The following is a 20285-nucleotide window of genomic DNA, read 5'->3' as shown; positions in this document are numbered from 1 at the left end:
GATCTTAATTTGATGCATAGATTCCTAATGAATTCAGTAAATCAACATCAATATAAGCGGTTAATGGCAAGCCATGTGACCTACGGTAATTATTAATTGCCGTACGTGTTGCAGGCCCCATCACACCATCAATTGGACCATTAAAGTACCCTCGATCAAACAGCGCGTATTGAACACGCATAACTAGTCGTTTACGCTGCTGTTCGGTTGGTGCTTGCTGTCGAACGCTTGGGCCGTAGTCATTGCTCGATGTTGAATTCCGTGTATTACCTGATTGATTTCTTTGTGTGTTACTAGTCGCAGGCGCTGAATAAGATGGAGTGGCCGGCGCCGAACGGTAATACCCCCCACCAGAAGAAGAGCGATGCGAACTGTGGCTACTATGACTTCTATGGGAACTATGACTCCGGTGTCCCGCAATGTATAACGGGGTTTCTGTATTCAGAGGTGCAAAAATCAAGTCATTCGGTGAAAATGTATTTTCGGCATTTGGCACAATGGCTGTATCAGCAAATACCTGATTATTAAGCGCCAGAAAACCTGGTAACAACGCCGCTAGATTCCATTTTTTCATACTATCGCCCTCGGTTCCTGATGATATTTACCGTAAGAAGAGCTGAAATAACCACCGCATTCATATTTTACTCGACAATGGTTACATGCTTGTGGGTAATAATTTTTCCAGTCTGATATTGATTGAATACTGTATAGCCACATCTCTTGATGCAGATGGCACAGTGGATAATTAAATAAAACAATGGGGAGATAACAACATTCTGCCACGTTAATTGCCACCTGCATGAGATCTTGATAGCGCTCCGGTGCAATATATAAGTCATCCCAATTCCTACGCGCCCATCCCGTTGCCTCTAGATTCATGACTGATATCTGATTGATATTGGAAAAGACGCGTCCCGCTAGCTCAATCACGGCAGGCAAGTCTTGGTAATTTAATTGCGTGGGAATAAAACGTAATTCAATATTAATTCCGCTATTACCTGCATTAATTATGCCCAATACCGTCTCATCAAATGCATTTTCATTGGCAACTAACTGATTATGGATCTCGGGTATTGCCGAATATAACGGTATGCCAAATGAAATTGACATGTCTTTTGTCACATACGCTATTTTTTGCGTCAATTCGAGATCTGCAAATTGACGCCCATTCGTCAGCACATGCAATGTAGTTTCCGGCGAATGTTCTTTAACAAATTCCAGAAAATTAACAAAATCATCCCCATACAGTAATGGCTCTCCGCCACTAATTCCCACAATCCCACTAAGTTTAAATGCAGCTAATGCGTTTTTCGCAACATCTAATAGCCAACTGTCATTCTCTTTCCTGGGAGGTTGAGAACAAAATAAACACAAATTATTACAGCGTTCCGTAATTAATAATGTGTTGTGGTTCGCTTTTCGGGAAAGAATAACTCTCAGCTTTCCTTGAGTAATAGATACTATATCCCCTGATTCAATTCCGTAATATAAGGAAGCATCAACAATAGTAAATGCGGTTCCTGTTGTATCATAGGGAGTGTTCTCATTTTCAATGACTAGTAAATTGTCAAAATAAAACTCAGGTTCGGTAAGTCTGTTTTTATAGACTTGATAAAAGCCTGATGGAATTGAGGCACTCAGTTCAAAAAGATCATTACGCAAAACATCAGGCATGAGACCACCTTTTTAATATTCTCGCGTCATCGGTATCGTCATTCATTTTAGACACTAGCAGTTTAAACATGCCTTTATGATATTGGCAAAAACGCGACTGACTTTTATTACCAACTGGCTCGCCAAATAAACTGATATTTTGACAAGGGTCAACGCCACAATAAGGCTGGAATGCGCATTGTTCACACCCGACTTGCAGCATATTAAATGATTCAGATAATATTTGTTGATAAATCGGATTTTCTGCAAATGAAAAAGAATCAATATCACCAATTGAGAAATCAATTTCAGGATACACTTTCTGCAGCATGCGACTTTCGTCGCTACCATAAAGTTTACCGTCATAATTAAATAATAAACTATTGAATACTAAGCCACTTGGCGATTTTAAATCCGCATAACCACAGAATGTAGGATTTTGGAGTCTCTTAATATGAATTGCGGCTGAATGCTCGACAAATGGAATATTTTTTCTGTTATATTCCATTATGAGTGAAAGTAATTTTTGATAAAAACTCAAATATTCCTCAATCGAGTAATCATTTTTTCCTTCCGCAAAACCATACGGGCTAATAGGTCGAATAAACAGGTCGTAAATACCTATTTCTTGGTGTGCATCAAGTAATGACTCAGGCTGCGCTAATAATGCTTTTGTTACTGTAGTGACCGTCGATACTCTGTTTTTTCCAAGCTGTTGCTGCAATTTTTTGATATTCGTAATCACCCGCTCATAAGAGTCTTTTGTTGGCAAAATACGATTTTTATTATGAACGACTGCAGTTCCATCCAAAGAAACTGAAAATAAAACAGGCTTATCTTTTGACCACGAAATCATATCGTCAGTAAGTAAAGACAAACTGGAAGTGATAATAAATTCAATATTTTCCTCACCAAGTTGAGAAATCACTTCATCATAAATTTTCTCGATTAGATCAAATCGTAATAAAGGTTCCCCACCTTGAATTTCAATTTTATATGGTGCAGTAGATAACTTTTTAATCAATCCAATAATGGTTGGGATCTTCTCATCTGCAAGATCGACATCTTTAGCATTCACTGACGCTCGACTAACTTGACAATAACGGCAAGTATGATCGCACCGCAGCGTAGGAACAATCATAAAAATAGGAGAAAACTTCATTTCCGCTGATAATTTTTTACCTAATCCCGCAGCTAACAAGGTTTCCGCCAGTTTAAGATTATCACTAATAAATAGTTTTTCTTTTAACGCTTTCTGCCTTTTGAATATTTCCTGTGATGAAATACTATCATCCCACGACCCCTCAACCATTTTTTGCAGGTCATCGCTACTAATCACTAGAGAATATCCCGCCAAATTGCTGATAATAACCTTGCCATTATCTAAATATTCAAAGTTAAATGGGAGCAGTTTCATTTTGATAACCGCTCATCTAAGCTAGCTAATACTTTATTTATAATAGAGTTTCTTACATGACGCGTTTTAATATCAATTTTCTCACGCAATGAATAATCGTTTAGTAATTGATAAAATTTAAATAGTATCGCTTCGTTATTATCAACAAACGTTATAGCCAATTCATTTCCTCTGTCATCAATCGTCCACTCACTAAATTCATTCATCCAATACAATGCTTGTCTCACCACAGGCAATGAATAATCTTGCTTATTTAAAGTTACCAGTTTCATTTTGTTACCAAATTTAGTCAAATATTAAAAATTTATATTTTTATGAAATTAAAAATTATATTTAACAGTCTATTTTTTAAGTTTTACTTTCTATCATGTTCAATTTCGTTAAGCAATTAACTATTAAATTTAAAATAGTATAGATAAGGTAGAGTTTAATTTAATACGTCCTCAACATGATCTACTTCAAAAAAATAACTCTCCAATTGCAACACGTTACATCCCTCTATACAATGCTCAGCTTTCTCAAATTTGTTATCTTAACTTATTCATGAAGTACGCATTGTGAAACTACTTTTTTCTCTATCATTAACGACTGCAATTCTTTCTGGGTTATGGGCATGGGTTGCGGATCTCTTTGGCTTGATCAGTTGGGCGGGATTTTTAGGCTGCACGGCTTATTTTGCTTATCCCAAAGAAGGGATAAAGGGATTGCTTGTCACTGCATTAACAGCGCTAAGTGGTGTTGTTTGGGGATTAGTCATTATTCATAGCGATAAACTCACCCATGACTTGCCTAATTTTGCAGGCTACTTTGTGACCACGATTATCGCTTTTATCATGTGCTTTCAAGCCCAAAAATCGTGGCTAGCCTATATACCAGGAACCTTTATCGGCGCCTGTGCAACCTTTGCAGCGCAAGGCAATTGGCAACTGACTATCCCGTCGCTTATTGTCGGCGTTTTATTTGGCTACGCAATGAAACAAAGTGGTCTCTGGTTAGTCAAAAAACTGGATAGTACTTCCTGATGTATAAAGTAAATATATTTTTATATCAGGAAGATCTAAGAGAATTATAAAAAATGAGGGTATTGATTACCCTCTAGCTATCAAAACAACTGACTTTTTATTTATAGGCTATTGAAGCACCTGCAATTTTATTGAGTTCACAACGCGTTATTTTAATATTTGAATTTGATAAATATGCAGTGTTCATCAGTTGGAACATTGCTCTACCATACTCGTTCCCAACCGATTCCAATATAGATATTTCTTTTGTGTCCGAATCACCATCACGTAGAGTTATTGTGAAAAATGCTCTTTTGTTAAATACATCTTGTTCACCTAATGTGATAGTCGAAATTCTTTTTTCTTTATTGATGTAGGTATTACAATTATCTGAAAATGCCCTATTAATATTAATTTTTTCCGCCATGGAAAAACTTGAGAACAACATACAACTTAGTAAAATTATTTTTTTATTCATTGCATAAACCTTATTTAGAAAAATTATTTATTAAATGATTCACACATCCTGTTGAATAAGAAAAAATAGTATGAACTGATAAATCAGGAAGAATAGCCATATACACAAAACCATCATCGTCGTAACTCAGGTTACAAAGAAAATAATCATTAGTTTTATATTTGTATCCAGATGCTGTTTCTATCTCAACAGTCCAGTAATCAAAGTGGGATAAAAATCCTGTTTCATATGGAAATGAATATCCCAATTTAGTTGTGTTCATATTTTTTAGGTTACTGTAATCAGCAGTAATATGAAGCATGCTATGAGGATAATCTGTAGAATGTGTGACACTAACAGATTGTAGCTCCTGTAAAGAGCAGTTCATCACATAAAAATAACCAGTATGGTTAGTTGAAATCGCTTTTTCTATTACGTTATCCATTTGTCTCCAATCTTTATTGAAAAATTAACTATGACAACCACCTGAACTCGAAAATTTTATAAGCAATTTAAAATTCTTAACTATATTAATAATCACAATACCATTATCCCAATGCCGGATATTACAGGCTTGTTTTCTATAAGATATGATTTTTCCTGTTGATATTTTAAAATCAACATCCCAATAGTCCGTATGACTCCACGCCATTACAGTGTACGTAAATTCACATCCAGACTCTGCCATCTCTAAATGCTCTAGCTTGTTAATTCGTTGTGTTGTTTTATTTCCTTTCAACCCAGAATAATAACTTACGATAATAGAATTAATGGTTTCACCACTACTATTTAATATAAAGAACGCACCTTTTTTAATAACACTTTCATAATCTCTTTTGTTAATAACATTATCTCGCCTGTGATTTTCATCAATATTATTATTCATAATATACCCACTATTATTGAGCTCAGAAAATAAACACTAATTTAGTGTATTACCTATTCACCCTACATGAGTAAGAAATTATTAGATTTAAAATGGTAAAGGGGAATAATAATAGATTAACTTATTTATTGATACCTACTTCACAATTTAAAAACAAATAAAAAACGCAGACATTGCCTGCGTTTTTTATCAATACATAAATATTAAAGAATGATAATCACACCGGCATTGACATAATCTCTTGGTACGCTGCCACCAGCTTATTACGCACCTGAATGCCCATTTGTAGGCTCAAGCTGGCTTTTTGCATATCGACCATCACATCATTTAATGAAACATCAGGCTTACCGAGGGTGAAATCCTGTACTTTTTGTGCAGATTGCACGCGAGTTTCATTGATTTGGTTCACGGATGCCACTAAGTGATCGGCAAAACCCACCGGCTCTACAACGGGTTTGGTGTTATGTGCCGCTTGAGTCGCCATCACATTTAGTTGGGAAACCACCCCTTCAATCGCTTGAATCGTCATTCTGTTCTCTTCAGTTAATCTCGGTTGAACGGTAAATTGAGCAAAAAATTGCCGTCACGAATTTTAGTTTGCCTACCCTACCACACCGTTTTTTACTTGAAGCCGATAAATAACACCAAAATTATAGGCTGATTCCGTCATTAGATTGCATCAAGACAATAAATAATAGCAGCGTAAAAAAATGAGGTTACGAAGAGGGAAATAAGATTGTTTCACCAAACGTATATTCATCCGTTTAGTTTGCATAGCAGGGAATATTTATGAGTACCGCATCTAAAGATACGGGGGAGGCCAAAAAAGGTTTTGCCTCACTGATCGAAAGCATCAAAGCCGACCCGAAAATACCGTTAATTATTGCCGGTGCTGCTGCGATATCTATTATTGTCGCCCTGCTCCTCTGGTTCCGTAGCCCTGACTATCGCGTGCTGCTGAGTAATCTTAGCGCAAAAGATGGTGGCGATATTGTCGGTCAATTGACCCAGATGAACGTCCCTTATCAAATCGCGGATAACGGCAGCGCTATTCTTGTGCCTGCTGATAAAGTCCATGAATTACGTTTGAAACTGGCGCAATCAGGTCTACCGAAAGGCGGAAATACCGGTTTTGAACTGCTTGATAAAGAACAATTTGGTATCAGCCAATTTAGCGAGCAAATCAACTACCAGCGCGCCCTTGAAGGGGAATTGTCTCGTACCATCGAATCTCTCAGCCCAGTACAAAGCGCTCGAGTCCATTTAGCTATCCCTAAGCCAACCTTATTTGTCCGTGAACAAAAACTGCCGACCGCCTCGGTCACTGTCGGTTTATTGCCGGGCAGAATGTTGGATGAAGGGCAAATTAGCGCTATCGTTCACATGGTTTCCAGCAGCGTGACAGGCTTAACCGCCGCCAACGTGATCATTGTCGACCAAACGGGTCGCCTACTCACCAACAACGATAATAGCCAGCAATCTGCCAATAGCGCACAAATCAAAATGACCAAAGAGATGGAAGCCCATCTTAAAGAGCGCATTGAAGATATTCTGTCGCCATTAGTCGGTCGTGCCAATATTCACGCGCAAGTCACTGCGCAGATGGATTTTTCAAAAGTTGAGCAGACTTCTGAAGAGTACAAGCCAAACCAAACCCCTGATGCGGCTGCGGTTCGTTCTCGCCAGAACAGCGAAAGTCTGCAAAACAGTAACGGTGGCCCAAGTGGCGTACCGGGCGCATTATCGAACCAACCAGTAAGCGCACCGAGCGCACCGATTGATGCTAATAAAGAAAGCACCGATGGGAAAACTGCCGGGAATAACCGTAATGGCACCCTCAATACCCAGCGTGATGAAACCACAAACTACGAAGTGGATCGCAAAATCAGTCACACACAGCGCCAAATTGGTGTCGTTGATCGACTGTCTGTTGCGGTGATCGTCAATTACCAATCCCAAGAAGGTGAGAAAGGCCCAGAAATGAAGCCGCTCCCACCAGAAATGTTGCAACAAATTGATGCATTAACCCGTGAAGCGATGGGCTATTCCGCACAGCGTGGCGACTCCATCAACATTACGAACTCCTTATTTACTGACGATACGCCAGTGGTTGAAGAGCCTTCGTTGTTGAATAACCCGCAAGTGATTGGCCAAGCGTTAGATTACGGCAAAATCTTGCTGATCGCGTTGATTGCTTGGTTTATGTGGCGCTTCGGTATCAAACCTCAGTGGGTGAAATACCGTAAAACCCAACAAGCGCAAATCGATGCTGAAATGTCCATTGCTAATGCATCTCAAGTCAAAGCGCCGTTCGTGGTGGAAGAAGAAATTAGTGAAGATATGGACGAGAAAACCCGTCGCCGTCTTACTCGTCAACGTGTTAGCGCTGAAATTCAAAGCCAGCGTATTCGTGAAATGGCAGAGAAAGACCCACAAGTCGTGGCAATGGTTATCCGTCAGTGGTTAGGAAAATCCCAATGAATTTAACTGGAACAGAAAAAAGCGCCGTAATGTTGATGACACTCGGCGAAGATCAGGCAGCGGAAGTGTTTAAGCACCTGAATCCCAAAGAAGTTCAGCAGTTGAGTATGGCGGTGTCCAACATGCGCCAAATCTCCAACAACGAACTGGCGGAAGTGCTCACCGAGTTTGAAGAGTCGGCAATTCAGTTTGCCGCCCTCAATATCAACACCAACGACTACCTGCGTTCGGTGTTGGTCAAAGCGCTTGGGGAAGAACGTGCTGCCAGCCTTTTGGAAGATATTTTCGAGAAGCAAGAGACTACCTCTGGTATCGAAAGCCTCAACTATATGGAGCCACAAACGGTTGCCGATATTATTCGCGACGAACACCCACAGATCATCGCTACAATTTTGGTTCACTTAAAACGCAACTTAGCGGCCGATGTTTTAGAGCTGTTCGAAGAGCGCCAACGTAACGACATAATGCTGCGTATCGCAACATTTGGTGGCGTTCAGCCAGCTGCACTAGCTGAACTGACCGAAGTTCTAAATAACCTGCTAGACGGTCAGAACCTCAAGCGCAGCAAAATGGGTGGCATAAGAACCGCGGCAGAAATTATCAACCTGATGAAAAATCAGCAAGAAGAAAGCGTTATCGATGCCATGCGTGATTACGATGGTGAGCTGGCTCAGCGCATTATCGACGAAATGTTCCTGTTCGAAAACCTTATCGAAGTGGACAACCGCAGCATTCAGCGCATTCTGCAAGACGTGTCTACTGATTCGCTGGTTATTGCCCTCAAAGGCAGCAACCAAGCTCTGCGCGACCATTTCCTCAACAATATGGCAGCGCGTGCGGCCGAGATTGTTCGCGACGATCTGGAATCTCGAGCGCCAGTTCGTATGTCACAAGTGGAAACCGAGCAGAAGGCTATTCTAATGATTGTTCGCCGCTTAATGGAGAAAGGCGAGATCGCGATTGGTGGTGGAGACGACGTGTATGTCTAATACATCCAAAAATAATCAGCAATGGCAACCTTGGCAGTTACGGGAACTTAATCAATGGGATTTGAATTCATCGGCTATCCCGCCGTTGAATGATGTTCCTGAACCGAACACGCCGAAAGTCCCCTGCTTAGAGCCAAAAGAAGTGCTCGAGCAGATCAATCTGCTGGATAACATCAAAGAGGATGCCCAGAAAACGGGCTTCCAACAAGGCTTTGAAAAAGGTCAAAAAGAGGGTTATCAAGCCGGTTTTACGGAAGGTTTACGTTCTGGTGAGCAGCAAGGGAGCGAGCAAGCTCTCGCCCTTCAGCAACCGGTGATTGAAACATGGCAAAAACTGTTATCAGAATTTCACTATTCGCTGGATACCTTTGACACGGTAGTTACCACCAAATTGCTGCAAATCGCGCTAACCGCCGCGAAGCAAGTGTTGGGGCAATCTACTGTGTGCGATGGTACCGCGCTGTTAGAAGAAATTAGCCATTTAATGCAGCAAAAACCAATATTTGCGAGCCAGCCTGAACTGCATGTGAACCCGAATCATGTGGCGCTTATCGAACAACACTTAGGCTCATTGTTAGACTTGAATGGCTGGCGCTTAGTCGCCGACCCAAGCCTGCATATGGGTGGCTGTCGCGTGGTCGCTGAAGATGGTGAAATTGATATGACGGTCGCCACTCGCTGGCAAGAATTATGCCGTCTATATGCACCGGAGAGCTTGTCATGACTGCGAGACTCGGCCGTTGGATAGCGTCTCTCGATGACTTAGAGTCACGCATGAAAGGCATTCCGATGGTACGCCGCTATGGACGTTTGACCAAAATTACAGGTCTCGTGATGGAAGCCGAAGGCATTAAAATGCCTTTAGGCGCCACCTGCTATATCGAACGCATTATTAATGGTGGCACTGACGAAGTTGTCTGCGAAGTGGTTGGCTTTAACGGACCTCGCATGTTGTTGATGCCGCTCTCCGATCTCGAAGGTATTTCGCCGGGTGCACGCGTGTATGCGCAAACGTCTGGAGAAGATGGACAAACGAGTCGCCTGCTGCCACTTGGTAATGAACTACTTGGGCGCGTATTAGATGCCCAAGGGACTCCGCTGGATGGCAAAGGACCACTGGAAACCAAACAACGTGCGCCGTTGATCACGCCGTCCATCAACCCGCTGGAGCGTACGCCAATCCACGATATTTTAGATGTGGGCGTGCGAGCGATTAACTCGCTGCTAACTGTCGGTCGCGGCCAACGTATGGGACTGTTTGCAGGTTCCGGCGTCGGTAAAAGCGTCTTACTCGGCATGATGGCGCGCTTCACTCAAGCGGACATTATTGTCGTCGGACTGATCGGTGAGCGTGGGCGCGAAGTTAAAGACTTTATTGAAAATATCTTAGGTGCCGAAGGGTTACGCCGAGCCGTTGTCGTCGCCGCGCCTGCAGATGTTTCGCCGTTACTACGGATGCAAGGGGCATCTTACGCTACCCGTATTGCGGAATATTTCCGTGACCAAGGCAAAAGCGTATTGCTGATCATGGATTCACTCACACGCTACAGTATGGCACAGCGTGAAATTGCGCTTGCCGTTGGTGAACCCCCAGCAACCAAAGGCTATCCACCGTCCGTTTTTGCGAAATTACCTGCCCTCGTTGAGCGTGCGGGTAATGGGAAAAATGGCGGCTCGATTACCGCCTTTTATACCGTGTTGACTGAAGGGGATGACCAACAAGACCCAATTGCAGACTCCGCGCGCGCGATTTTAGATGGACACATTGTTCTGTCACGTTCATTGGCAGAATCTGGGCACTACCCTGCCATTGATATTGAAGCCTCCATTAGCCGTGCCATGACGGAGCTTATCGCCAAAGAACATTATCGTAAGATCCAGCGCTTTAAACAGCTCACCTCCAGCTATCAACGTAACCGTGACCTGATTAACGTCGGCGCTTATGCCATGGGCAGCGACCCAATGCTCGATACCGCAATTCAGTATTACCCAAGAATGTCGAAGTTTTTACAGCAAGATATTGATGAACGTTGTGATTATCAAACCGCTTGTGAACAACTGGCTCATGTTGTTCCCAATGAATAACGAGGAATGCGATGTCCAATAGTCATGCATTAGCGACCTTACTGAGCTTAGCAGAAGATGCCTCAGAGGAAGCGGCTAAAGTCCTTGCTCAAGTTCGCCAAACGCACACGCAAATGGCGGAGCAGTTACACATGTTGGAAAACTATCAGTCAGAATATCGGCAGAAATTAAACCAAACATTGCACACGGGCATGGACTCGGACAAATGGCAGAACTATCAGCAATTTCTTGTGACTTTAGAACTGACTATCGAGCAGCAACAACAGCAATTAACGCTCTGGGAACAGCGCGTCAGTGACGCCAATCGTCATTGGCAAGAAAAACAGCAACGCGTCAATGCGTTCGATACCCTGATCCAGCGTGCAGAACACACTCAAAACCAACGTCAAAATCGCTTAGAGCAAAAGCAGATGGATGAATTTGCTCAACGCGCGACTTTACGGAGAACCCAATAAATGGACGTCAATGCAAACCTGTTGCCGGTCACCCCTGCCGCTAACACCGCGAAGGAACAGCCGCGAGACAAGCAAATTGATGAAAACCAAGCGCCGGCCGTCCCTTTTCAGGCCATGCTTGAAAACCAGCAATCACCAGAAAAAAACGGCGATAGCGCCCCTGCACTCAATGGCAGTGCTAACGAAACACCTTTGAACCAACAGATCAGTGAGCAAAAACAATCTGATGCAGCCACAGCCAACTCAGAAAAATCCACTGACGCACCATTAGCAACGGACAAAATCGCAACCACAGAAAATCAGTTAGCTGAAAAAGAATCCATTCAAAATCAGTTAGCTCAAAAACAACAAGCTGAAAATACCTTAGCGCAGCTGAATTTCCGTCGTGATATTAATGCACAATCACCACTGCAAGCGGAGCTATTAACAGGTAAACAAGGCGATGAACAAGCCTTAATCAGCCAATTAAAACAAGCCATGGATGAACGTATTCAAGCGGCTGCTAACCCGCAAACCAGCACGGAGAAACCCTCTGCAACTCCGTTCACACAAACGCTGCAACAACTGACTGATGTGGCACGTAACGTAACGCCATTTGATGATAAAACCTTGGCTGGCGCACAATTACAGCTTGCCGGGGAAGCCGAAGAACCGACGCTCGCTTTAATGGGCAAAAAAGAAGTCGGTGAACGTCGCGATCAGGCGTTATTTGCATTGGACAATCCACGCGCAATCCCAACGAAAGATCTGAATCAAGATGCGATGTCGCTCGGTAAAAAAGCGCCGGGCACAGAATCATTGTCACAAATCGCCAGTGCGACGGCTGAAAATACCCAGAATCTGCAAAACAGCGCTAAAGGGGCTTTTAGTGTTCAAGCTGAAAGTGGCGCATTTAGCAATACCGCAACACCGACGGTAACCCATGTTGCAGGCATTATGGCGACACCATCTGCCACACCAATTCCAACGGCAACACCTGCGATGCCAACGCCAACCATGAACTTTGCAGCTCCGTTTGGTACTGAAGCTTGGCAGCAACAACTTAGCCAGCAAATGCTGTTTTTCTCTCGCCAAGGGGTTTCTCAAGCGCAAATTCGCTTACATCCTGAAGAGTTAGGTTCTCTCAATGTGCATTTGCGTATCGAAGATAATCAAGCCGTGATGCACTTTGTTTCCCCACATAGCCATGTTCGTGCTGCGATGGAAAGCATGATGCCAGTCCTGCGCAGTGCGCTGCAGGAAAGTGGTATTCATTTGGCCCAAGGCTCCGTGGGGCAAGATAACTTTAGCGGTCAATCAAACGCTGATCAGCAATCTCGCCAACATGATGGGCAAATTCAGCCGACCCATTCATCAATGGGCGCGGTTGGCATCAGTGAATCTCATGCCAGCGTGAGTGGGGTTAAGTTGCCAACACATCAAGGTGGAATTAATACCTTTGCCTAAGAAATAATCTAATGGCGGTAATTTCAGGTCTAAAGCGTCGAGTTACCGCCTTTTTGTTTCGTTTTTCACTCCTTTAACTCTTCCCAATCTAGGGATAATGCTAGAGATCATAAAGTATAAAACTCCGTATGGGTTTGGCATTTACAACAGGAATTTTGCAACATGTCGTCTTCACGCAATCAATCTAAACGTTCGAACAAAGGGTTAATTTTGCTGTTTGCCCTCATTGCCTTAGCCGGTGCAGGTTTCGGTGGTTACAGCTGGTGGACGACAAAACAAGAGGCGCAGGAGACTGTGAATGGGGAAGAAAAACGCCCAAATATGCCTCAACCGATTTTTATGGAGTTAGAACCGTTTACCGTTAACCTGCCAGGGGTAAACAATGCGGCAGATCGCGTGCTCTATATCCACATCACCTTACGTCTAGCGAATGAAAAGTCGCGTAAGCAACTTCATGAATACCTACCAGAAGTGCGTAGTCGCCTACTGTTATTGCTGTCAGAACAGCAATCTAAAAACATGGGTACTAACGAGGGTAAGTTGCAATTAATGAAAGATATTAAGGGGACACTTACCCCTACCCTGATCCCAGGCGATACCGATCAGGATATTTCAGACGTGTTATTTACTACTTTTATTCTGCGGTAAGACCCATGAGCGATAATATTTTATCTCAGGCTGAAATTGATGCGCTACTCAATGATGATGCGCCATCAAGCAACCAGCCATCAACGGATCTCCAAGGCAAAGACAATGTTCGCCCTTATGACCCGAATACCCAACGTCGGGTATTTCGTGAACGTATGCAGTCCTTGGAAATTATTAATGAGCGTTTTGCCCGTCAGTTCCGTATGGGGTTATTTAACATGTTGCGCCGCAGCCCGGATATTACGGTTGGTGCCATCAAAATCGAACCTTATCATGAATTTGCGCGTAACTTGCCAGTTCCAACCAACCTGAACTTGATCCACATGCCACCGCTTCGCGGTACCGCACTGTTCACTTTCGAACCTGCGTTAGTGTACATCGCCGTGGATAACCTGTTTGGGGGAGATGGTCGATTCCCTGTTCGTTCGGAAGGTAAAGAGTTTACCAATACAGAACAACGCATTATCAACCGTATGCTGAAGCTGGCTTTAGGCGCTTACCGTGATGCGTGGAAGCCAATTGCGGACGTTGAAGTCGAGTATGTGCGCTCTGAAATCCAAGTTAAATTCACCAACATCACCACTTCCCCGAACGATATCGTGGTTACAACCCCGTTCTTAGTGGAAATTGGTAATACCGTTGGTGAGTTCAGTATCTGTATTCCTATTGCCATGATTGAGCCATTGCGTGAGCGGTTAATCAACCCACCAATGGAGCAAGGTCATCAAGAAAATGAAGCGTGGGTAACCAATTTAGTCACGCAAGTAAAACGTTCAGAACTTGAACTGATTGCCAATTTGGTTGAGATCCCGCTGCGTATTTCTCGCTTACTGCAATTGCAAAAAGGGGATGTACTCCCTATCGAGAAACCTGACCGTCTTATCGTCAATGTTGATGGCGTACCTGTATTAACCAGTCAATACGGTACCCAAAACGGCCAGTATGCGCTGCGTGTGGAACATTTGATTAATCCTGTTTTAAACACTCTAGATGAGGAAAGTACCAATGAGTGAGGCGAAGAATTCTCTTGATGCATCAACCAACCACAATGAAGAGGATCTGTGGGCTGAGGCGCTGGAACAGCAAAAACAAGCGGAATCCGCCTCCGCAGGTATGCAAAATTTCGATAATTTCGACGGACAAAACCCATTAAATCAGTTATCTGATGTCGATATGATCATGGATATTCCTGTTCGCCTATCGGTGGAACTGGGTCGCACCAAAATGACGATTAAAAAATTATTGAGCCTGTCTCAAGGTTCGGTGGTTTCTTTAGATGGCTTAGCCGGTGAGCCGCTGGATATCCTGATCAACGGTTATTTGATTGCCCAAGGCGAAGTGGTCGTGGTGTCTGACAATTATGGTATTCGTATCACTGACATCATCACGCCATCAGAACGTATGCGCCGCTTGAGCCGCTAGAAATGCCTGACGAAACAGCGGTATCTTTGCAAACCGAGGTGTCCTTGCAGACACCACCTTCACAGGTTGATTCGGCGCACACTCAAAAGCCTTTTTTGACCAGCACTGTCAACAGCGAAGGTAACTCCGCACAAGCTATCAACCAAAATGATAGTTTAGCGCAGATTTCAGGGGCACTTGGTGGGATCATTTTACTGATCTTACTGGGTGCGTGGCTGTTTAAGACATTTGGGTTTGGACGTAATCCACTTGTGAAACAGCAACTGATTAATGTGAAAGGTCGTTGTACTCTCGGTGGCAAAGAGCGTGTTGTCGTGGTGGAAGTGAATAACGAATATTTAGTGCTGGGCGTCACATCACAATCCGTGAATTTGCTGCACCAGTACCCTGCACCACTAGAAAACGATGTAGTGAACTTTGCCTCTGAACCGTTAACGTTTCAGTCGATTTTCAAGAAAAAACAGGATGCTGCTAACGCTGTGGCACCTGAAAAACAGTAACCGGAAGCGCCCATGTCACCTTTAAAACCTGCTGCCATTATCAGCGCTTTGTTACTTGTTCTGCCACAATCTGCCTCTGCGGCATTGCCTGCCGTGATCAGCCATACATTAGCCGATGGTGGTCAATCTTGGTCGTTACCCGTTCAAACTTTACTGTTTTTAACCTTGCTGGGTTTTATCCCCGCAATGTTGCTGATGATGACCAGTTTTACCCGTATTATCATCGTATTAGGGTTACTCCGTAACGCCCTTGGTACGCCGTCTGCGCCACCAAACCAAGTGTTACTGGGCTTAGCTTTATTTTTAACATTCTTTGTGATGTCCCCGGTTGCCGATCAGGTTTATCGGGAGGCGTATCAGCCTTTTAGCGAAGATAAAATTAGCCTAGAAACTGCATTAGAAAAAGGCACTGCGCCGCTGCGTACCTTTATGCTAGGGCAAACCCGTGAATCTGATTTAGCACTCTTTGCCCGCATCGCCAAAGTGGGTGATATCCAAGAAGCCAAAGATGTGCCGATGCGTATTTTAATTCCGGCGTTTATTACCAGCGAATTAAAAACCGCATTCCAGATTGGTTTTACTATCTTTATCCCATTTTTGATTATCGACTTAGTCGTTGCCAGCGTATTGATGGCGTTGGGGATGATGATGGTGCCACCAGCGACAGTTTCATTACCGTTTAAGCTAATGCTATTTGTGTTAGTCGATGGCTGGCAGTTGCTACTCGGTTCCCTTTCCCAAAGCTTTTTTAATTAGGAGCACACATGACACCTGAATCTGTAATGGCAATGGGAACGGAAGCAATGAAAATCGCATTGATGCTGGCGGCTCCTTTGCTGTTAGCCGCACTCGCCGCGGGTTTGATTATCAGCTTGCTGCAAGCGGCGACCCAAGTTAACGAAATGACGTTGTCGTTTATTCCTAAGATTTTATCGGTGATTTCAGTATTAATCATCGCGGGGCCATGGATGCTGAACCTGCTTACCGACTATATCCGCACATTGTTTAGTAACTTACCGTTTATCATTGGCTGATCATGTTAACCATTACCAGTGAAACGCTCACGCTATGGGTAAGCCAAGGTTTTTATCCTTTTGTTCGCCTGCTAGCCCTATTTGGTACCGCCCCGTTTTTTAATGAAAAACAGGCTATCAGTAAGGTACGTATCGCCCTCGCCTTTTTCACTGTTTTAGTCATTTCCCCACAATTACCTATCGCAACTATCCCTCTATTTTCAGCGATGGGATTATGGGTCTGTGTGCAACAAATTGTGATTGGCGCTGCCATGGGATTGACCATGCAGATGGCTTTCGCCGCGGTACGTCATGCGGGGGAAGTGATTGGTTTGCAGATGGGATTGTCATTCGCGACGTTCTTTGATCCGACCGGAGGCCCTAATATGCCGATCCTCGGACGAATTTTAAATTTAATCACGTTGCTGCTGTTTTTGTCGTTCGATGGGCATTTGTGGCTGATTTATATTCTGACAAACTCGTTTGAGCTGATCCCTATTCAAACCGCGCCTCTTCACCGCGATGGTTTTTGGGTGTTTTTACAGTTTGCCAATACCATTTTTATCAATGGGTTAATGCTCGCTCTACCGTTTATTACGCTGTTTTTAATTCTCAACTTGTCCCTCGGTATTCTAAACCGAATGACGCCGCAGTTATCCGTGTTTGTGGTGGGTTTCCCTCTCACATTAACTATCGGTATCAGCATGTTGGGGCTGATTATTTCTATCCTTCCACGCTATACAGAACGCCTGATACATCAAGCGTTTGAGCAGCTGTCGTTAATGTTTAATTTGTGGGTTTGATCTAACCATCTCAAGCGACATATTACTTCGCTCTTCTATTTCATAAGTACTGCGACATTCTGGATCTTTTATCCATTCACTATGCAACTCTGCATAAGCTTTTATTCTGCCTCTCAAATATTATGGTGAAGAATAGGCAAGCCACTTGCTCTATTAATCTATTGTTTATTAATCAATTTATTAAAAAGTCAGACCCAGTGACCTTAAAAGAGAAAAACGAAATGTGGGGTTGGAATGAAAAAAATCGTACAAGAAAAATCAGAGAGGAAAATTGGAAAGACGTATGAAAAACACTAAGAAGAAAACCCGCACCCGATACACATGCCACTGCTACAGGGTGCGGTAAAAATCAATTAACGGCCGCCAAATAATGACATGCTGTTCAGATCTTTGAAAATATCTTGAGAAGCTTGGAACATCGCCTTCTCTTTATAATAATCCGTTGTAGTCGCTGTCCAGTTAGTCTCTAACAACTCACTCTTACGCGCCGCATTCTGAATAGAACGGGTATCCGCTAAGAAATCAAGTTTATCAATCTCTTGCAGCTGTAAACCTTGTTTCGCTTCGATATTGGAGATTTGATCCAATGCCGCTTTAATGCCACGGTTAGCCGTGTCCATACCCGCTTGCGCTCTGTCTAAATCTGCTTGCGGTGCATTTTCTTGTGGAATGCCCAGCGCTTTGATGCCTTCGTTCAATGCTTTAAATACATTGACCATACCCGCACCATCGGTTTCAAACACTTGGGCGCCCGTGAAATAGGTAGTCATTTCACGTTCACTCGCGACGTTCTGAGTGATTGGCTTATCGCCACCGTGGTACAGCACTTCGCCGGCAGCATCAATTTCAAATGGTGGCTTATCAGATTTAAAGCCCGCAAAAATATAGCGACCATTACCGTCGGTAGTGTTGCCCAGCGCAACTAATTGCTCTTTCAGGCCAGTCAGTTGCTCAGCGAGTGAATTGCGGTCTTTATCACTCAAAGCGCCTTGGTTAGAGGCCTGAATGATGGTGGTATCGATTTGCGTCGTGACATCCGTCATTTGCGTCAGGATGCTCATTTGCAACGTCATACCGGTTTTCGCAAAACCGCGGCTGGTCACATATTGTTGGTTGCGGTTTTCAGACTGGTTAATACGCACCGCTTGAGATGACGCCTGTGGGTCATCTGAAGGCTTGTTTACACGCTGCCCTGAAGCTAATTGACTACCAGCCTCCATCCAACGAGATTGAGCGCCATTCATGTCCTGTAAGCGTTGGTGGAAAATCATATTCGTACTTAAACGCATCGCTTAGATCCTTATTAAATTACCCAGTGTTTTTGATCACTCAAAACGTCATCAATTAGAACGCACGCATTAATGCATTGAATAAATCATCAACCGTCTTTAATACCTGAGCATTAGCATTAAAGAATTGCTGGATTTTTTGCATCTGAATGCTCTCTTCATTCATGTTAACCCCCGAAATTTCTTGCTCTTGGCGATAGAAACTTTCGGTCATTTTGTTCTGGGTTTCAGAATCAATTTGCGCTTGCTTAGTACGGCTTCCCACATCATTGACTAATGTTGCGTAGAAATCAGAGAACGTCGAGCCACCATCAATCAGTTTTTGATCTTGCAGCTTAACTAACTCTTTGATGTTTTCGTTGTCACCCGGGCCACCGTCTTTGCTGCCTGCTTTTGCAAACTGCGAAGACTCGGTTACCAGCGTTGACATCCCGTTAACCACACCATTCATCGGTTTAACGACGAAAGTATCTCCTTGTGCAGGAGAATTGGTCGTGATTTTGAGTTCAATACCTTCAAATTTCAGTGAGCCTGAAGTGCTAGTATCAACTTTAACGTCAACGCCATCCGGTAAACGGGTCACATTCCATTTGCCACCATCAAAACGCATTTCATAGTTTTTGCCCGTAACTTGAGAAACATCGCTGTAACTCAAATCAAAGTCAGTTTTACCCGTATTGAAGGTGTTACTGACCACAGTACCTTTACCAATCGCGAAAAAGTCTTTGCCAGTTTCGCCATTAGAATCAAAGCCTTTTTGGTGGATTTCATTAAATTTAGTCGCGAAAACTAACGCTAATTTATTGATTTTTTGATAAGCAGGGTCGAGCACTTCTTGGCGTGAACGTAAAATACCGCTCAATTCGCCGCCTTTGAACGCTTCGTCAGGGATTTCACGAACTTGGTCATTTGCCCCCACAAAACCAATGCTAAAACGGCTATCATCTTTTGAGGATGGCACCGCTTCTAAGCGGTTAGCTTTTTCGCCAGTAACCAGCGGTAACCCGTTGGCAAAGGTCACGTTATAGTTGCCGTTTTGTTCGATAACTTTAACGCCAATCAACGAGTTAACTTCGTTCACTAAGCGGTCACGCACATCCAGCAGGTCATTAGGCTCTGAACCACTGACGGAGCGCACACGTGCGATTTGTTGGTTTAATCCCGCAATTTTTTCTGCATAGACGTTGATATCTTTCACCTTATTTTCAATTTGGCGGTTGATATCACGTTCCATCTCTTGCAGTTGTTTATCAGCTTCTTTGAATTGAGAAACTAACGCGTTGGATTGTCCTAAGAAAACGTCAAGTAGCGTTTTGTCGCTTGCATCACTGCTCGCTGTATCCAGCGCAGTAAAGAAGCTGCCGATGCTACCAGACAAGTCTTCGACATTGTTTGTCAGTAGGTCATCCACTTTGTTACAGTTTTTCACATACGCTTCGAAATCACCGCTACGCGCGCGGGATTGGCTGTATTGCGCATTAACAAATTCATCAAACTCACGGCGAACATGGCTGAAATAGGTGCCGTTACCAAAATAACCATTAGGTGTCATCGTACCGGGATTCTCCCCGAAAACAGCACTTTGGCGGTGATAGTAACCTACGCCAGCGTTCGCTAAGTTGTTAGAAATAACACTTAACCCGCCTTGCGCAGCGTTCACACCACTGAGCGCATTATTCATTACATTGTTCAGCATAAGCTTTTCCTATTCTTGGGACTGAGCGCTTTGATTGGCTGACT

General features: G+C 43.5%; 24 protein-coding genes. 14 read left to right on the top strand and 10 right to left on the bottom strand.

What is annotated here, in order from left to right:
• Positions 1–4 precede the first annotated feature (4 nt).
• From hxsA to hxsD, 4 genes are read right to left on the bottom strand one after another with little or no spacing between them, the layout of a single operon-like run.
• Entirely contained in the window at positions 5–574 is a 570-nt protein-coding gene (gene hxsA / locus QS795_RS06390; protein WP_286269337.1) for a His-Xaa-Ser repeat protein HxsA, read from the bottom strand.
• The gene (hxsC, locus tag QS795_RS06385; protein ID WP_318627080.1) at positions 571–1674 is read right to left on the bottom strand and encodes a His-Xaa-Ser system radical SAM maturase HxsC; all 1104 of its coding nucleotides are present in this window, start codon (positions 1672–1674) and stop codon (positions 571–573) included. The genes hxsA and hxsC overlap by 4 nt, the downstream gene beginning before the upstream one ends.
• Positions 1667–3070 (bottom strand): His-Xaa-Ser system radical SAM maturase HxsB, encoded by a 1404-nt coding sequence (hxsB, locus tag QS795_RS06380; protein WP_318627079.1) that lies wholly within the window; start codon positions 3068–3070, stop codon positions 1667–1669. Before hxsB ends, hxsC begins: the two co-directional genes overlap by 8 nt.
• Entirely contained in the window at positions 3067–3342 is a 276-nt protein-coding gene (gene hxsD / locus QS795_RS06375) for a His-Xaa-Ser system protein HxsD (protein WP_318627078.1), read from the bottom strand. Before hxsD ends, hxsB begins: the two co-directional genes overlap by 4 nt.
• A gap of 285 nt (positions 3343–3627) precedes the next feature.
• On the opposite strand from hxsD, the gene QS795_RS06370 reads away from it, so the two are divergent.
• On the top strand, positions 3628–4092 hold the full coding sequence (locus QS795_RS06370; RefSeq protein ID WP_181478407.1) for a DUF1097 domain-containing protein: 465 nt from the start codon (positions 3628–3630) through the stop codon (positions 4090–4092).
• A 97-nt stretch (positions 4093–4189) separates the two neighbouring features.
• Here QS795_RS06370 and QS795_RS06365 read toward each other — a convergent pair whose 3' ends face one another.
• The 4 genes from QS795_RS06365 to fliE form a co-directional block, all read right to left on the bottom strand.
• A complete protein-coding gene (locus QS795_RS06365) occupies positions 4190–4549 on the bottom strand; it encodes a hypothetical protein (RefSeq protein ID WP_154604149.1) in 360 nt (119 codons plus the stop codon).
• A gap of 10 nt (positions 4550–4559) precedes the next feature.
• Positions 4560–4973 carry a hypothetical protein gene (locus tag QS795_RS06360; protein ID WP_154604150.1) on the bottom strand — a complete coding sequence of 138 codons (414 nt, stop codon included), beginning with the start codon at positions 4971–4973 and terminating at the stop codon, positions 4560–4562.
• A gap of 24 nt (positions 4974–4997) precedes the next feature.
• On the bottom strand, positions 4998–5414 hold the full coding sequence (locus QS795_RS06355; RefSeq protein ID WP_286269327.1) for a hypothetical protein: 417 nt from the start codon (positions 5412–5414) through the stop codon (positions 4998–5000).
• A 217-nt stretch (positions 5415–5631) separates the two neighbouring features.
• On the bottom strand, positions 5632–5943 hold the full coding sequence (fliE, locus tag QS795_RS06350; RefSeq protein ID WP_154639153.1) for a flagellar hook-basal body complex protein FliE: 312 nt from the start codon (positions 5941–5943) through the stop codon (positions 5632–5634).
• A 260-nt stretch (positions 5944–6203) separates the two neighbouring features.
• On the opposite strand from fliE, the gene fliF reads away from it, so the two are divergent.
• The 13 genes from fliF to fliR all read left to right on the top strand — a co-directional run bounded on the left by fliF (position 6204) and on the right by fliR (position 17256).
• Positions 6204–7895: a flagellar basal-body MS-ring/collar protein FliF gene (gene fliF, locus QS795_RS06345; RefSeq protein ID WP_154639152.1), complete on the top strand. Its 1692-nt coding sequence runs from the start codon at positions 6204–6206 to the stop codon at positions 7893–7895.
• A complete protein-coding gene (gene fliG / locus QS795_RS06340; protein ID WP_006657530.1) occupies positions 7892–8884 on the top strand; it encodes a flagellar motor switch protein FliG in 993 nt (330 codons plus the stop codon). The genes fliF and fliG overlap by 4 nt, the downstream gene beginning before the upstream one ends.
• Positions 8877–9608, top strand: coding sequence for a flagellar assembly protein FliH (gene fliH / locus QS795_RS06335; RefSeq protein WP_036951383.1), 732 nt, complete (start codon positions 8877–8879; stop codon positions 9606–9608). Before fliG ends, fliH begins: the two co-directional genes overlap by 8 nt.
• Positions 9605–10969 (top strand): flagellar protein export ATPase FliI, encoded by a 1365-nt coding sequence (gene fliI / locus QS795_RS06330; RefSeq protein WP_036951385.1) that lies wholly within the window; start codon positions 9605–9607, stop codon positions 10967–10969. Before fliH ends, fliI begins: the two co-directional genes overlap by 4 nt.
• A gap of 11 nt (positions 10970–10980) precedes the next feature.
• Positions 10981–11424 (top strand): flagellar export protein FliJ, encoded by a 444-nt coding sequence (gene fliJ, locus QS795_RS06325; RefSeq protein ID WP_154604154.1) that lies wholly within the window; start codon positions 10981–10983, stop codon positions 11422–11424.
• Complete coding sequence (locus QS795_RS06320; protein ID WP_286269316.1) at positions 11425–12870, top strand: flagellar hook-length control protein FliK; 1446 nt, start codon at positions 11425–11427, stop codon at positions 12868–12870. It begins immediately after the preceding gene.
• Positions 12871–13032: 162 nt separating this feature from the next.
• Positions 13033–13518 (top strand): flagellar basal body-associated protein FliL, encoded by a 486-nt coding sequence (gene fliL / locus QS795_RS06315; RefSeq protein WP_154604156.1) that lies wholly within the window; start codon positions 13033–13035, stop codon positions 13516–13518.
• A gap of 5 nt (positions 13519–13523) precedes the next feature.
• A complete protein-coding gene (gene fliM, locus QS795_RS06310; protein WP_154604157.1) occupies positions 13524–14531 on the top strand; it encodes a flagellar motor switch protein FliM in 1008 nt (335 codons plus the stop codon).
• Complete coding sequence (gene fliN / locus QS795_RS06305) at positions 14524–14940, top strand: flagellar motor switch protein FliN (protein ID WP_036951399.1); 417 nt, start codon at positions 14524–14526, stop codon at positions 14938–14940. The genes fliM and fliN overlap by 8 nt, the downstream gene beginning before the upstream one ends.
• 2 nt (positions 14941–14942) lie before the next feature.
• Positions 14943–15440 carry a flagellar biosynthetic protein FliO gene (gene fliO, locus QS795_RS06300; protein ID WP_154604158.1) on the top strand — a complete coding sequence of 166 codons (498 nt, stop codon included), beginning with the start codon at positions 14943–14945 and terminating at the stop codon, positions 15438–15440.
• A gap of 12 nt (positions 15441–15452) precedes the next feature.
• Positions 15453–16196, top strand: a complete 744-nt coding sequence (fliP, locus tag QS795_RS06295; RefSeq protein WP_132494659.1) for a flagellar type III secretion system pore protein FliP — start codon at positions 15453–15455, stop codon at positions 16194–16196.
• Positions 16197–16204: 8 nt separating this feature from the next.
• Positions 16205–16474 (top strand): flagellar biosynthesis protein FliQ, encoded by a 270-nt coding sequence (gene fliQ / locus QS795_RS06290; RefSeq protein ID WP_006657520.1) that lies wholly within the window; start codon positions 16205–16207, stop codon positions 16472–16474.
• A gap of 2 nt (positions 16475–16476) precedes the next feature.
• Positions 16477–17256: a flagellar biosynthetic protein FliR gene (gene fliR, locus QS795_RS06285; protein ID WP_318627072.1), complete on the top strand. Its 780-nt coding sequence runs from the start codon at positions 16477–16479 to the stop codon at positions 17254–17256.
• 353 nt (positions 17257–17609) lie between these two features.
• Here fliR and flgL read toward each other — a convergent pair whose 3' ends face one another.
• Together flgL and flgK are read right to left on the bottom strand one after the other, a co-directional pair.
• On the bottom strand, positions 17610–18545 hold the full coding sequence (gene flgL, locus QS795_RS06280; protein ID WP_154604161.1) for a flagellar hook-associated protein FlgL: 936 nt from the start codon (positions 18543–18545) through the stop codon (positions 17610–17612).
• A 55-nt stretch (positions 18546–18600) separates the two neighbouring features.
• Complete coding sequence (gene flgK / locus QS795_RS06275) at positions 18601–20241, bottom strand: flagellar hook-associated protein FlgK (protein WP_286269306.1); 1641 nt, start codon at positions 20239–20241, stop codon at positions 18601–18603.
• Between the last annotated feature and the right edge of the window lie 44 nt (positions 20242–20285).

The sequence above is a fragment of the Providencia zhijiangensis genome (assembly GCF_030315915.2).
GTDB lineage: Bacteria > Pseudomonadota > Gammaproteobacteria > Enterobacterales > Enterobacteriaceae > Providencia > Providencia zhijiangensis.
Note: the sequence above shows the minus strand (reverse complement) of the source record. Positions and strands in the feature narration are given on the sequence as shown.

Excerpts from the sequence above, each read along its gene's own strand:
- hxsA (WP_286269337.1), bottom strand. The coding sequence starts at position 574 with ATGAAAAAATGGAATCTAGCGGCGTTGTTACCAGGTTTTCTGGCGCTT.
- hxsC (WP_318627080.1), bottom strand. The coding sequence starts at position 1,674 with ATGCCTGATGTTTTGCGTAATGATCTTTTTGAACTGAGTGCCTCAATT.
- hxsB (WP_318627079.1), bottom strand. The coding sequence starts at position 3,070 with ATGAAACTGCTCCCATTTAACTTTGAATATTTAGATAATGGCAAGGTT.
- hxsD (WP_318627078.1), bottom strand. The coding sequence starts at position 3,342 with ATGAAACTGGTAACTTTAAATAAGCAAGATTATTCATTGCCTGTGGTG.
- QS795_RS06365 (WP_154604149.1), bottom strand. The coding sequence starts at position 4,549 with ATGAATAAAAAAATAATTTTACTAAGTTGTATGTTGTTCTCAAGTTTT.
- QS795_RS06360 (WP_154604150.1), bottom strand. The coding sequence starts at position 4,973 with ATGGATAACGTAATAGAAAAAGCGATTTCAACTAACCATACTGGTTAT.
- QS795_RS06355 (WP_286269327.1), bottom strand. The coding sequence starts at position 5,414 with ATGAATAATAATATTGATGAAAATCACAGGCGAGATAATGTTATTAAC.
- fliE (WP_154639153.1), bottom strand. The coding sequence starts at position 5,943 with ATGACGATTCAAGCGATTGAAGGGGTGGTTTCCCAACTAAATGTGATG.
- fliF (WP_154639152.1), top strand. The coding sequence starts at position 6,204 with ATGAGTACCGCATCTAAAGATACGGGGGAGGCCAAAAAAGGTTTTGCC.
- fliG (WP_006657530.1), top strand. The coding sequence starts at position 7,892 with ATGAATTTAACTGGAACAGAAAAAAGCGCCGTAATGTTGATGACACTC.
- fliH (WP_036951383.1), top strand. The coding sequence starts at position 8,877 with ATGTCTAATACATCCAAAAATAATCAGCAATGGCAACCTTGGCAGTTA.
- fliI (WP_036951385.1), top strand. The coding sequence starts at position 9,605 with ATGACTGCGAGACTCGGCCGTTGGATAGCGTCTCTCGATGACTTAGAG.
- fliJ (WP_154604154.1), top strand. The coding sequence starts at position 10,981 with ATGTCCAATAGTCATGCATTAGCGACCTTACTGAGCTTAGCAGAAGAT.
- QS795_RS06320 (WP_286269316.1), top strand. The coding sequence starts at position 11,425 with ATGGACGTCAATGCAAACCTGTTGCCGGTCACCCCTGCCGCTAACACC.
- fliL (WP_154604156.1), top strand. The coding sequence starts at position 13,033 with ATGTCGTCTTCACGCAATCAATCTAAACGTTCGAACAAAGGGTTAATT.
- fliM (WP_154604157.1), top strand. The coding sequence starts at position 13,524 with ATGAGCGATAATATTTTATCTCAGGCTGAAATTGATGCGCTACTCAAT.
- fliN (WP_036951399.1), top strand. The coding sequence starts at position 14,524 with ATGAGTGAGGCGAAGAATTCTCTTGATGCATCAACCAACCACAATGAA.
- fliO (WP_154604158.1), top strand. The coding sequence starts at position 14,943 with ATGCCTGACGAAACAGCGGTATCTTTGCAAACCGAGGTGTCCTTGCAG.
- fliP (WP_132494659.1), top strand. The coding sequence starts at position 15,453 with ATGTCACCTTTAAAACCTGCTGCCATTATCAGCGCTTTGTTACTTGTT.
- fliQ (WP_006657520.1), top strand. The coding sequence starts at position 16,205 with ATGACACCTGAATCTGTAATGGCAATGGGAACGGAAGCAATGAAAATC.
- fliR (WP_318627072.1), top strand. The coding sequence starts at position 16,477 with ATGTTAACCATTACCAGTGAAACGCTCACGCTATGGGTAAGCCAAGGT.
- flgL (WP_154604161.1), bottom strand. The coding sequence starts at position 18,545 with ATGCGTTTAAGTACGAATATGATTTTCCACCAACGCTTACAGGACATG.
- flgK (WP_286269306.1), bottom strand. The coding sequence starts at position 20,241 with ATGCTGAACAATGTAATGAATAATGCGCTCAGTGGTGTGAACGCTGCG.